Here is a 12,540-nt window from a genome sequence, read left to right as displayed (position 1 = left end):
AAGGGACAGGCGGAGGGCAGCAGGATTGTAAGCAAGTGAAACTTCATGGCCTGGCGCTGCCTCAGCGCGTCAGCGTGACCCAGTACGAAGTGCGCGCCACGACACGCAGATCCAGCGTCGTGGCCACGACGGCAAGCAGCGCGTCGGTGTCTTGCAGGCGGAACACGCCGGATACGCGCAGGCCGCCCAGCGCCGGATCGCAACGCACCACGCCGCGCCGGTAACGCGAGACCTCGGCCAGCAGCGAGTCCAGGCGCATGTTGTCGGCTTCGATCACGCCGCGCGTCCAACCGGGCGTGTCCGACTTCGCGGACAGGCCGGACAGGAAGGCGCGGGACGTGAAGCGCACGGACTCTCCGGCGTTGAAGATCCGCTCTGGCGCCCCGCTCCCCAGGCTGACCGCCACGCGGTGTTCCAGCACGGTGAGTTCGGTCAGGGCGTCGCCGTCATCCCATTGCCGGACCACGAAACGGGTGCCCAGGGCGCGCATGCGACCCTGGGGGGTCTCGACGATGAAGGGCCGCGTCCTGCCCGCCCGGTCGGCGGCCGTGCGCACATAGACTTCGCCGCCGCGCAGATGCAGCAGGCGCGTTTCGTCGGAGTAGCGCACATCCATGGCGGTATCGGTGTTCAGGTGGACCTGGCTGCCGTCGGCCAGGCGCAGGTCCTGGTTTTCGCCCACGGCCGTGCGATAGGCGCCTGCCGGCTCGGCATGCATGCGGTAGGCCAGCCAGGCGGCGGGCGCCGTAAGCCCCAATGCCGCCAGCGTGCGCAGCACCGTGCGCCGGCTGACCTGCGGCGGGCGCGTCAGGAGCGGCACGCCGAGCGAGGCCGGCACCGTGTCGAATTGCTGCATCAGGCGCTGGGCCCGCTGCCAGGCGAGCTCGCGCTCGGGATGGCCGTGGCGCCAGCGTTCGAAGGCGGCATGGTCCGCCGGTCCGGCCTCGCCGGAGTGCAGCCGCACCAGCCAGCGGGCGGCTTCCCGGATGATCGAGGCATCCAGCGGCTTGGGCTCGGCGGCGGACATGGCGTCAGGCCTCCAGCATGGTCAGGCAGATTTCGAAACCTTGGGCCATGTAGCGCTTCACCGTGCGGTCGCTCAAGCCGGTGCGGGCGGCGATCTCGACATAGGTGAGCCCTTCCAGTTGCGACAGGACGAACACCTCGCGCGCCTGCGGCGCCAGATTGCCGAGCATGCGGTCCAGCTGTTGCAGCGCCTGCTGCACGCCCAGCAGCATCTCGGGCGAGGCCTCCAATTCAGGCGGCAACGCGGCCATGGCCTCCAGCCAGGCGCGTTCCAGCGAGCGGCGGCGCCAGTGGTCGTTGAGCAGCCCTCGGGCGATGGTTGTCAGATAGGCCCTGGGCTGGCGCAGCGTGCGGACTTCCTCGGGATGGCGCAGCACGCGCAGAAAGGTGTCGTGCGCGAAGTCGGATGCTTCATCGCCATGGCCGAGGCGATGCCGCCACCATTGGCAGAGCCATTCGTAGTGGGTTTCGCAGAGTAGCTGGAGCGGCTGTAGGGGGTTGGACATGCTGGAACGCCCCGGTAGGCAGCGCGATGACACGGGATGGCGGCCTGCCCGGTATCAGCCCGGCGGCCAGCAGGGCTAAATGATACCAAGAACCGTTCGCAGTATCGAACTGACAAAAAGCGAGCGGCGCGGGACCTCTCTTGCCCTACTCGATGCGCAAGGAATCCGGTTGCTCCGGCCCCCTTTTGTCACAGGGGTGAACAAGAACTCGGATGATCAGAACGGCACCATCACCTTCAACGTGCCGCGGTGGCTTTGTATGTGGGACGAAAAGTCTCCGTCGTACTGCAGCCGGAAGTCCAGGCCGCCGGCGTTCGACACCTGCAGTCCCGCGCCGATGCGGCCGATGACGTCGTCCATGGGCACCGAGGTCTCGAAGGCGCCGGAGCCTGACGGCGCGCCCTGCAAGCGGGCCTTGACCGTGTATTCGTCCTTGGACAGGAACGACACGCCGCCATACATGTAGGGCCGCAGGGTCGCGCCGTTCTTCAGCGCCACCTTGCCGCCCAGCTCCAGCGTCGGCGACAGGGCCATGACGAACTGGTTGCTGCTTTCCACATCCAGATGCAGGGCGTTGCGGGACTCGCCATAGCTGGGCATGTGGGTATAGGACGCGTCCAGGTCCACATAGGGTTTCAGATAAACGCTTTCCTTGGCGTAGCTGCGCGCGATGCGCAGGCGCAAGGCCGCGCCATAGACGTCCAGGTCCGAGTCGGCGGTGCTCTGCATGCCGGGGATGCGGATGCTGCGGTTGATGTCGTACTGGCCGTAGCCGCCGCCCAGGGCCGCGGACAAGGTCCAGGGCCCGGTTTCGCGTTTGAGCACCACGCCGGCATAGCCGCTGTCGCCCTTGCCGCTGACCCGTCCGTCGTCGCCGCTCAGATGGCTGTTCTGATAGGCGACGGACCCGCCCAGGAACCAGCCCGGCTTTACCTGGCGCTGGCCGCCGAACTGGTAGGTGACGCCATCGAACGAAAAACCCGAGACCCCGCCGTCGCCATCCTGGTTGGTATTGATGCCGGACACCTGGCCCCAGAGGCAATCCTGCTCGCCGGTCAACGCGTCGCCGCCCTGGAACGCCGGGCACGACATCATGGCGCCGGTAAAGCGAGCCATGCTGGCTTGCATCTGCGCGGCGGGTGCCACGGTTACCCCCGCCGACAGGTCGGACAGCCGGTTCGAATAGGTAGCCGCGCTTTCCCTGGAAGCCATGTCCAGCGCCGCGAACAAGGATGCCATGGCGGTGTTGCCGCCCAGGTTCCAGGCGCCTTGCAGATGCCGCGCCACCGAGCGCTGGTTGGCGGCCAGCTGCATGGACGGCGCGGCGAAGTCGGCCTGCACTGCGCGCACGCGCACGTCCTGCCCGTCCAGCCTGGCGTCGTAATCGATCACCGGGCTGTCCTTGGCGGCCGGGTTGCCCGCGACATTGCCTTGCAGCGTCGCGACGGTGACTTCGTGGCCGGGCAGTAGCGTGATGGGCTGCACATTCACCTGGCCGTCCAGGCGGGTATCGCCCTGCACCACCATGCGCGGAGACTTGAGGTTGGCGAAGTCCACGTCCGCTTGCAGGATGCCGCCGGCCCGCAGATTGAAGTTGCCCGCCACCGTCAGGCTGTCGAACGCGCCGGACCGGCCTATGGCCACCAGGCCGGCGTTGTCGATATTGGCCTGATAGCGCGTGGCGTCGCTCAGGGTGCCGCTGGCGGCGTTCCAGACATGGCAGGCGATGCCGCCCGCGCCGCCGCCGCATTCGATGTTGCCCAGGACGGTCCCTGCATTGCTGATGGCTAGGCTGGCGCCAGGGACGCTGGCGAGGATGCTGGCGGTCTTCGCCTGCTGCAAGGAGGCGCCGTCGTAGCGCACCGCGCTGCCGCCGGAGCCGGCCGTGATCGTTCCCGCCGCGCCCACGGTCAGCGTGTTCTGCATGTCTCCCACGATCCAGACGCCGTAGGCGCCCGCGCCAGTGCCGCCGCTGACGGAACCGTTGACGGTAACCGCGACCTGTCCCGAACCTTGCGGCCCGGCGCTTTGCGCAAAGATGCCGGTGGCGCCGGCGCCGGTGGCGGCGATGCTGCCGCTTTGCGTCAGCGTGACGTTCCCGCCGGATCCCGTGCTGCCCGCGCCCGCCGTGCTGCCCGCGAAGCCGCCGGCGGCGCTGCCGCCCAGCCCGCCCCCACCGCCGATGGATTGGGCAATCACGCCGAAGGCGTAGTCGCCCTGGGTCGTGATGTTGCTGGCGACATTGAGGTTGACCGTGCCGCCGCTGCCGCTGCCGCCCGTCTGGCCGCTGCTTGGGCTCCAACCGCCCGAGCCCAACTGCAAGCCCTTGCTGGTATCGCCCGCGATGCCTCCGCCGCCACCGATGGACTGGGCGATCAGGCCATGCGCGCCCGCGCCGCTGGTGGCGATGTGACCGCCGGCATTCAAGGTCAAGGTCACGGCCCCGCCGTCGCCGGCCGCGCCGCCGCGCCCGCCCAGCGACACGCCGGTCAGGTTGCTGGAGTCGCCCGCGCCGCCCAGGCCGCCACCGCCGCCGATCGATTGCGCCAGCACGCCATAGGCGCGCGCGCCTTGCGTGGTGGCGGCGATGCCCGTGGTGACGTCGATGGCGCCGCCCGAGCCGGACAAACCGCCGCTGCCGCCTACTGAGACGCTCATGGAATGGCTGTTCTGCTGCAGCTTGGAGCTGCTGTTGCCCGCGCCGGCCGTGCCTCCGCCGCCGCCGATCGACTGCATCGCCAGCGCCGGCGCGTCGTCGCCCGCGGTCTGGACGTTCAGCCAGCTCCCGCCGCTGGGGGTGAGGATGTTGCCGCCGTTGCCGGCCACGCCGCCGGTCCCGCCAAACGATGCCCCCACGGTGATGGTGCCCTGGGCCTGGTCGGAGCCGTCGCCGCCCTGCCCGCCGCCCCCGCCTATGGATTGCAGCAGCACGCCATAGGCGTTGTAGCCGGTCGTGGCGATGCTGTTGCCATGGTCGTCGTCGAAGGAGAAGCTCAGGACGCCGCCGTTGCCGCCGGCGCCGCCGCTGCCGCCCACGCCGATGGTGGCGTTGGCCTTGATCTTGCTGCCCGAGGCGCTGGACGATCCGCCCACGCCGCCGCCCCCGCCTATCGACTGGGCGACCAGGCCGTCGGCCCAGTCTCCGGCGGTGGCGATCTTGCCCGCGTAGTTCACGGTGACGTTGCCGCCATGGCCGCCCGTGCCGCCGGTGCCGCCCACGTCCACGCCGAACTGGTAGGTGCTGTTTTCGTCGTCCAGCCGTTCCTTGTTGTCGCTATGGTTGCCGATGCGGTCCAGGATGGGATAGGACGAGGCGTCCGCGCCCAGCGATCCGCCCAGCCCGCCGCCGCCGCCGATGGATTGCAGCAACACGCCATCGGCGTCGCCGCCTTCGGTGCGGATGGCGCCTTGCAAGGTCGCATTGATGCTGCCGCCAGTGGCGCCGGAACCGCCGGTCGCGCCCAGGCCCACTTGCAGGCGGGCGGACGGCCGGTCTTCGGCGCTGCCGGCCACGTTCAGCGTTCCGCCCTGCGAGGCCCCGCCGCCGCCGCCGATGGACTGCGCCACAATGCCGCGCGAACCGGAGCCCAGCGTGCGGATGGCGAAGTTGGGGTTCAGCGTCACGTCCACATTGCCGCCGATGCCGCCCGTGCCGCCGGTGCCGCCCAGGGCCAGGGTCAGCTTGACGTTGGTGGGGCCGCCGTGGGTGTAGGCATTGCTGCTGCCAACCCCGCCGTTGCCGCCGCCTCCGCCTATGGATTGCGCCAGCACGCCGTTGGCGTAATCGCCGTAGGTCACGGTGGTGGACGCCGGGGGCACGCGCACGCCGGGCGGGGTCAAGAGCGATGGTGGCATGCCGACATAGGCGCCGTTGGCGTCGCCCAGGGTCACGCCTACCGCGCCGCCGTTGCCGCCGCCGGAGCCGGAACCGCCCAGGGTCATGCCGGCCGATAGCGAGATCGTGGTCGCATCGCCCAGCACGGTGGACAGCACGGATGAATCACCGCCGTTGCCGCCGCCGCCGCCGATGGACTGCGCCATCACGGCATGGGAACCGTCGCCCAAGGTGACGACCGTGGAACCGTTGCTGAGGTTGACCTGGGTGACGCAGGACGCATCACCCGGCGGGCAGGCATTGCCGCCCGCCCCGCCGCTGCCGCCGACCGCGGCTTCGAAATTGAATGCCAGGGACGCGCCCTCGCCGGTGGGCACGGCCAGCACCAGGTCGCTGGCGCTGGAGCTGCCGCCGTTGCCGCCGCCTCCGCCGATGGTCTGCGCCAGGATGCCGAAGGAATCGTTGGGCGCATAGGTGGCGGGATCGATGTTCGGGCTGGCGTAGTCCATGCCCGTGGCGACATGGGAGCCGCTCAGGTTCACGATCGAGGAATAGCCGGTGCCGCCCGAGCCGCCGCTGCCGCCCAGCACCACCGCCGCATTGAAGCCGACCGTGACGTCGTAGTAGCTGGCGTCGCCGCCGTTGCCGCCGCCTCCGCCTATGGACTGGGCCAGGATGCCGGCCGAGTGGGAGCCGCCGGTGCTGATGTTGAGGTTGCTGTATCCCGCCTTGACCTCGGCGGCATTGCCGCCCGCGCCGCCGCTGCCGCCCAATTGCAGCGCCGCGAAGGACGCCACGCTGGCGTTCTTGACGCTCCCGCCCGTGCCGCCCCCGCCGCCGATGCTCTGCGCGATGATGCCGGGCGCGTAGTTGCCGTGGGTGGTGATGTTCGATGTGGAGTACGTCAGCGTGCCGTCGCAGCCGCCCTGGTTGCTCATGCAGACCGAACCGCCGTTGCCGCCTCCGCTCGCGCTGCCGCCGATCGCCACCGACACGCCCACCGATGCGGTGAAGGTATCGCCGCCGTTGCCGCCGCCTCCGCCCACGGATTGGGCCAGCACGCCCGCGCTAAACTGGCCGGCCGTCTGGATCGAGCCCAGATCCTGGATGATGACGTTGCCGCCCGCCCCGCCGCCCGCGCCGCCGCCGCCCACGCCCAGCACGCCCATGCTGTCGCCGCCGCTGCCGCCGCCGCCGCCGATGGACTGGGCCACCATGCCGATTGCCGCGTTGCCGGCCGTCGTGATGGCGCCGGTATTGCCCATCACCACCGTGCTGCCCGACGAACCGGTGGCCCCGGCCGAGCTGCCGCCCACGCTGAGCAGGCCGGTGGCGCTGCCGGAAGCGCCGCCGCCGCCGCCGATGGACTGGCCTATCATGCCGTGCGAGTTGTAGCCCGAGGTGGCAATGGACCCTGTGTTGCTCAGGGTGACCTGGCTGGCCGCGCCGCCGCCCGCGCCGTCGCCGCCCAAGGAAACCAGTTCGGCCGTGTCCGCGCCGCCCGCGCCGCCGCTGCCGGCAATGGACTGGGCCAGCACGCCGTAGGCGTGGTCGCCGCCGGTGGTAACCGTGCCGGCGGTCACCACATTGACCACGCCGGCGTTGCCGCCATTGCCGCCGTTGCCGCCCTGGCCCCCCAGCACCGACACGAAGTCGCTGCCCGTGCCGCCGCCGCCGCCGACCGACTGCGCCACGATGCCGGTGGAAAAATTGCCCGTGGTGCCGATGGCGCTGCCGCTCGCGGTGGAGACGTTGACGGCGCTGGCGTTGCCGCCAAACCCGCCGCCGCCGCCCTGCCCGGCCAGCTTGGTGCTGTCGCTGCCGTCGCCGCCCTGTCCGCCCAGGCTTTGCGCCGCCAGGCCAGGCAGGTTGTCGCCGCGGGTCGCGACGCTGCCACCCTGATAAAGATTGATCGCCACGGCGCCGCCCGCGCCGCCATTGCCGCCCGCATGGTCCTTATCCGGGCCCTTGCCACCCTTGCCGCCGATGGCGCGGGCGGCAACGCCGGCACCTTGGACGGTGGCGCCGGCGGCCGAACCGGCCACGTCCAGCAGGACCGAGCCATTCACGTCCACCGTCACCTTCTGGGTCCAGGTGTCCGATGTGCCGCCGCCGTTGCCGCCGTTGTCGCTGTTGTCGGTCGACGCCGTGCCGTCGCCGCCTATGCTTTGCGCGTAGATGCCGAAGACCGTGGCGCTGTCGTAGACCTGCCAGTAGCTGTTGGCCTGGCCCTGGTGCGTGACCTGCACGGTGCCGCCCGTGCCGGCATTGCCATTGTTGTAGCCGCCCATGCCACCCGCGGAATTGGCGTAGATGGCTGCGCCGTTGGCATAGGTGCGCAGGCGCGTGACGCTGCTGCCCAGGTTGATCGCGCCGGTGTTGCTGACCGTGACCGTGCTGGCGTTGCCGCCATTGCCGCCCACTTGGTCGCCGTATTCCAGCGTCGGATCGTTCTGGTCGCCGCCGGCCCCGCCCAGGGCCCGCGCATTGATGCCGTACAGACCCTGGCGTGGGGCGGGCAAGGAGCCGGACATCGTCAGCTTGCCGGAGTTGCTCACGCTCACGGTCTGGCCCAGGCCGCCGTGTCCGCCATTCGAGTCGTTGTTGTCGTTGGCGGGATCGCCGATGCCCCCGGACGACACCGCCATGATCAGGCTGTTGAAATTGCTGAGCGCCGTGCCGTTGAGCGCGACGTCGCCGCTGCTGGACACGGTGATGTTGCCGCCATCGCCCGCCGTGCCTTCATCCACGCCATCGCCGCCGCGCGAGATCGCCGTGACCACGCCCAGCGGGTTCAGCCGGGTCTGGTTCGCGTCGGCGTTGTAGTTGCCGGAGGACGTGACGGATACGTCAGGCCCGTTCTGGCCATCCTTCTCGTTGTCGTGGTCCACCCCGCTATCGCCCTCGCAGATGGCCTGGGCGCTTGGGTAGTTGCCGGACGGCATGTTCAGGGACGGGCCGCCTGCGCACGCATAGCCGGCCTGCGCATTGCCCGCCGCGCCCCAGGCGCAGGCGCCCAACGCCGACACGATGGCCAGCCGCAAGGTGTTCTGCCGCAGCAGCGGAAAAGGCAGGCCGGGGCCGCGCGCGGGGAGAGAGGTAGGCTTCATGGATTTGCGGATTCTGGTGGCCCGAGCGCGAAGGCCGCCCGGTGGCCGGGCGCGCGCTCAGTAGTAACTGGCAAAGTTTCGCCACTAGAATCCGCAGGCTGCGCGGCGGGTGCAACTTTTTTTCGATGAATCAGTGGATTTTTTCGACGAAATCCGCAAAAAAAGCCACATGGTTACATCGAGCCTGGCCCAAGCGTAAGCAAAGGTTGGCGCACCCGGAGGCGGCCGATCCTTGGCATCAGGGGCGTGCAGGGCCGCCGGCCGACGCCAGCAGCGCGCGCCCCTTTTGCGTCAGGATGACGACCGGCTCGGCTTGCGCATCGTCCCGGTCGCGGGCCATGTCCACCAGCCCGTTGGCGGTCGCGTCCTCCCAGGCCGACAGGCGCGGGCATGAACTGCGCCAGGCGTCCATGGTCTGCGCATAGGTACGCGGGCGCTCGGCGATCCAGGCGAGGAATTGCAGCAGGTTGCCGAGCTGGGAGGTGCCGGCCTGCAGTACGGAACTGTCGTCATCTGTCTTCATCGCCATGCGCTCCCGACTTGAATGTAGAAGGCGTTCTGGTCCTTGCTGTGGGCGATGTCCATGCCCACGGCCAACCCCAGTTTGGCCGCGATGAGGTACCGGAAACCGGTGCCCACGCTGACGACGTTGGAAGCCTCGGAGAACGACTTCCAGTTGCCATACGCCTTGCCCACGCCGCTGAACCCCAGTATGGACCAGCGCGGCGTGGCGTCCCAGCGCAATTCCGCTTCGAACGCCAGCGCGTCGCGATCCTGGTAGCGGCCCCGCGCCACGCCGCGCAGATCGACGTAGGGCTGGGCGTAGAACGGCACCGTGCCGCGGGTGAACTGGCCGTCGCCGCGCAGGCCCAAGGTCCAGCGTGGGGCCAGCGGCCGCCAGGTGTAGCCGCGCGTGCGATAGCTTTCGAAGGACTGGTCGCTGCCCAGCCAGCTGCGCGAGAACTGGGCTTCCAGCTCGGCATAGCTGCCCCGGTTGGGATAGAACATATTGTCGCGTGTGTCGTAGTCCACGACCACGCCGGCCTTGCCAATACGGCCGGCCATTTCGGCCTTGGACAGCTCGCCGGCCGTCTCGCCGATGAAGCGCGTGTTCGAGCGGAAATAGGTGTAGCGCGGACCGACATACCAGGGCGTGTCCCCTACCCTGGCCAGGATCTGCTGCATCAGGAAGGTGCCCTTCACCTCGTAGCTGCGTCCGTGGCTGGAAGCGCCGTAGTACTCGAGGTTCGCCCGTCCCTGGGCCAGCGCGCCCAGGTAGCGATAGCGGTCCGCGTCCCAGCTGCGGAAATGGAACAGCGCACCGCCGCGGGTACCATTTTCAGTGGCCATGGCGCCCACGCCGGTGACATTGGGCGGCGCCTTGTGTGTGTTGTCAGTCTGGCCATCCTGGCCGGGCTGCGCCGCGGGCTCCGAAAAATACAGCAGCATCAACCCGCCCCCGTACCCCACGGCGGGTTCGGTGATGATAACGGGCACCGGAAGTGCGCCGTTCTGGCGCAGCAGGAAGTTGCCCATGTCCAAGCCGTCGCTGTCGCCGTTCGTCTCGGCCTGTGCCGCGTCCGCAAGGGCCTGGCCGGCACACAGCAGGATCAGGAGCCGCAGAGCCAGCGCGGCCAAAGCCTTTCGGGTAAATCTGCAATCCTGGCGCACAGAGTCTTTCCCACGCTGTCGGTGCTGCAGTCCGGCGATAACGGACGCGGCTCGCAGCCACGAGGCTGGAGCCGCGCGTTCAGTCGTGCACCGCCGATGATGACACGGCGCCGGATCTTGCGCACGACTTTGCGCCGTGCCGCGCAAGCACGCGTGGCGCTGGCGCCTAGGCCGCCAGCTTGCGCATCGTGAGCGCGATGATCGCCGTGGCGACGACCTGCATGCCGGCCACCACATACAAGCCGGCGGCGACGCCGCCCGTCCATTCCTTGAGCCAGCCCATCATGAAGGGCGTGGCGAAGCCAGCCAGGTTGCCGACCGAGTTGATGAAGGCGATGCCGCCCGCGGCTGCGGTGCCAGTCAGGAATGCCGCAGGAATCGCCCAGAAGACAGGGAAGGCGCCCAACACGCCGATGGCGGCAATGCTGAGGGCGGCCATCGCCAGCACGGGGCTGCCGATGAAGGCGCCGGTCAAGGACAGGCCGAGCGCGCCGATCAGGGTGGCGCCGGCGCAGTGCAGACGGCGTTCGCGGGTGGAATCGGAATGCGCGCCGTTGATCACCATCGCGGCCGTGCCCAGGATGAACGGGATGGCTGATAGCAGGCCTATGTTCAAGGTCCCCTGCACGCCCAGTTCACGCACGATGGAAGGCATCCAGAAAGCTAGCGTCGCGTTGCCTCCGACGATGCAGAAATACGCTGCGGTGCACAGCCACAAGGCAGGCAGGCGCAAGGCTTGGGCGAAGCTGGCGTGCTTGGCGGGGTCCTGCTGTTCGCTGTCCAGTTCAGCCGTCAGCGCGGCCTTCTCCGCCGCGCTGAGCCAGCGCGCCTGCTGGGGGCGGTCCGGCAGATACGCCAGCACCACCAGCCCTGCGATCACAGAAGGAATGCCTTCCAGCACGAACAGCCATTGCCAGTTGCGCAGCGGGGCCACGCCATCCATGCCGCTCATGATGAGCCCGGCTATCGGCCCGCCCACGATGCCGGCGATTCCGAACGACGTCATGAACCAGCCGTTGATGCGTCCTCGCCTGCCCGCGGGTATCCAGTACGTCAGATAGAGCATGACGCCGGGGAAGAACCCTGCTTCGAAGGCGCCGAGCAGAAAACGCAGGATATAGAAGGAAGCCGGCGTGGTGACGAACGCCATCGCCATCGAGGTCAGGCCCCACAGGATGGTGATGCGGGCCAGGGTCTTGCGCGCGCCGATGCGTTGCAGCAGCAGGTTGCTCGGCACTTCGAAGATGAAGTAGCCAATGAAGAAGATCCCCGCCCCCAGGCCGTACACGGCTTCGCTGAAGCGCAGGTCCTGCAGCATCTGCAGCTTGGCGAAGCCCACGTTGACGCGGTCGATCCATGCCAAGAGGAACAGGAAGATCAGGAAAGGAATGAGGCGCCAGGCGACCTTGCGGTGCATCAGGCCTGGATCGGCGGTGGGCACGGCGCCGTGTGTCGGCGCGGAGAGGGGTTGCGGTGAAACAGCATCCATAACGGGTTCCTCGGTGGAGCGGATCAGGGGGAGCGCCCTAGCCCGCTGGCACCGGGGCAAGGTCACACGAGCAGATGTTTTTGACTGCTATAAATATATTTTGCCATTTTAAAAAAATACAATAATAGGGAGTTACCCGCGGGAACCCCGCGGGCCGTGCGCCGACGGGCGCGCTTTCAGGCCAGCAGATTCTTGGGTAGCGCGGCGACAAACGAAGCGAAGCTGGTGGCCCCCTGCCCGGGGCTCATGTGCTGCGTCATGACCGCGGCGGCGCGCGCCGGGTCCTGCGCCTGGATGGCTTCGAGCAGTTGGCCGTGCTGTTCCCACGACGAGGCCAGGCGGCCGAAGGCCGAAAAAGCGTGCAGCCGGTAGGCGCCGGTGCGCGACCGCATCCGCAGGATCTCCTGGCGCAGATAGGGATTGCGGGCGCCCTGGTACAGGGCATCGTGAAAGCGCCGATTGTGTTCCTGCCAGGCGTCGGTGTCCTCGCGCCGCACCACGGCTGCCGCGCGTTCGTGGATGGCCGCCAGCTCGTCGCGCTCGGCCGGCGTCATGCGTTCGCAGGCCAGGCGCGCGCCTATGCCCTCCAACTCCGCCAGCAGCTCCCACATGGCCAGCAGCTGGGCCACGTCCATCTTGGCCACCACCATGCCGCCGCGCGGCAGGCTGGCCACCAGACCCTGCGCCTGCAGTTGCAGCAGCGCCTCGCGCACCGGCGTGCGCGAGACGTCGTAGGTCTGCATCAGCATCTGTTCATCGACGGGATCTCCCGGCAACAGGCTGCCATCGCGGATGGACTCTTCGACGGACAGGCGGATGCGCTCAGCGGCTTTCATGGCGGACTCCGGTCAAGGGGTGAAGAAAATTCACGCAAAGCATAGTATTTTCTTGACTTCTATAAAT

General features: G+C 68.7%; 7 protein-coding genes. All 7 read right to left on the bottom strand.

Features of this window, described 5'->3' with window-relative positions; genetic code table 11:
• Positions 1–61 precede the first annotated feature (61 nt).
• Positions 62–1,027: a FecR domain-containing protein gene (locus FOC84_RS29570; protein WP_173148565.1), complete on the bottom strand. Its 966-nt coding sequence runs from the start codon at positions 1,025–1,027 to the stop codon at positions 62–64.
• A gap of 4 nt (positions 1,028–1,031) precedes the next feature.
• Entirely contained in the window at positions 1,032–1,532 is a 501-nt protein-coding gene (locus FOC84_RS29565) for a sigma-70 family RNA polymerase sigma factor (protein WP_173148564.1), read from the bottom strand.
• Between the two features lie 216 nt (positions 1,533–1,748).
• Entirely contained in the window at positions 1,749–8,477 is a 6,729-nt protein-coding gene (locus FOC84_RS29560) for an autotransporter outer membrane beta-barrel domain-containing protein (protein ID WP_173148563.1), read from the bottom strand.
• 238 nt (positions 8,478–8,715) lie between these two features.
• Positions 8,716–9,000 (bottom strand): hypothetical protein, encoded by a 285-nt coding sequence (locus tag FOC84_RS29555; RefSeq protein WP_173148562.1) that lies wholly within the window; start codon positions 8,998–9,000, stop codon positions 8,716–8,718.
• Positions 8,997–10,115 carry a BamA/TamA family outer membrane protein gene (locus tag FOC84_RS29550; RefSeq protein WP_438800851.1) on the bottom strand — a complete coding sequence of 373 codons (1,119 nt, stop codon included), beginning with the start codon at positions 10,113–10,115 and terminating at the stop codon, positions 8,997–8,999. Before FOC84_RS29550 ends, FOC84_RS29555 begins: the two co-directional genes overlap by 4 nt.
• A gap of 199 nt (positions 10,116–10,314) precedes the next feature.
• Entirely contained in the window at positions 10,315–11,637 is a 1,323-nt protein-coding gene (locus tag FOC84_RS29545) for an MFS transporter (RefSeq protein ID WP_173148560.1), read from the bottom strand.
• Positions 11,638–11,813: 176 nt separating this feature from the next.
• On the bottom strand, positions 11,814–12,473 hold the full coding sequence (locus FOC84_RS29540; protein ID WP_173148559.1) for a GntR family transcriptional regulator: 660 nt from the start codon (positions 12,471–12,473) through the stop codon (positions 11,814–11,816).
• Positions 12,474–12,540: the final 67 nt, after the last annotated feature.

The sequence above is a fragment of the Achromobacter pestifer genome (assembly GCF_013267355.1).
Lineage (GTDB): Bacteria > Pseudomonadota > Gammaproteobacteria > Burkholderiales > Burkholderiaceae_B > Achromobacter > Achromobacter pestifer_A.
The sequence above is the reverse complement of the archived record's forward strand: the minus strand, read 5'-3'. Positions and strand labels throughout refer to the sequence as shown.

Excerpts from the sequence above, each read along its gene's own strand:
- FOC84_RS29570 (WP_173148565.1), bottom strand. The coding sequence starts at position 1,027 with ATGTCCGCCGCCGAGCCCAAGCCGCTGGATGCCTCGATCATCCGGGAA.
- FOC84_RS29565 (WP_173148564.1), bottom strand. The coding sequence starts at position 1,532 with ATGTCCAACCCCCTACAGCCGCTCCAGCTACTCTGCGAAACCCACTAC.
- FOC84_RS29560 (WP_173148563.1), bottom strand. The coding sequence starts at position 8,477 with ATGAAGCCTACCTCTCTCCCCGCGCGCGGCCCCGGCCTGCCTTTTCCG.
- FOC84_RS29555 (WP_173148562.1), bottom strand. The coding sequence starts at position 9,000 with ATGAAGACAGATGACGACAGTTCCGTACTGCAGGCCGGCACCTCCCAG.
- FOC84_RS29545 (WP_173148560.1), bottom strand. The coding sequence starts at position 11,637 with ATGGATGCTGTTTCACCGCAACCCCTCTCCGCGCCGACACACGGCGCC.
- FOC84_RS29540 (WP_173148559.1), bottom strand. The coding sequence starts at position 12,473 with ATGAAAGCCGCTGAGCGCATCCGCCTGTCCGTCGAAGAGTCCATCCGC.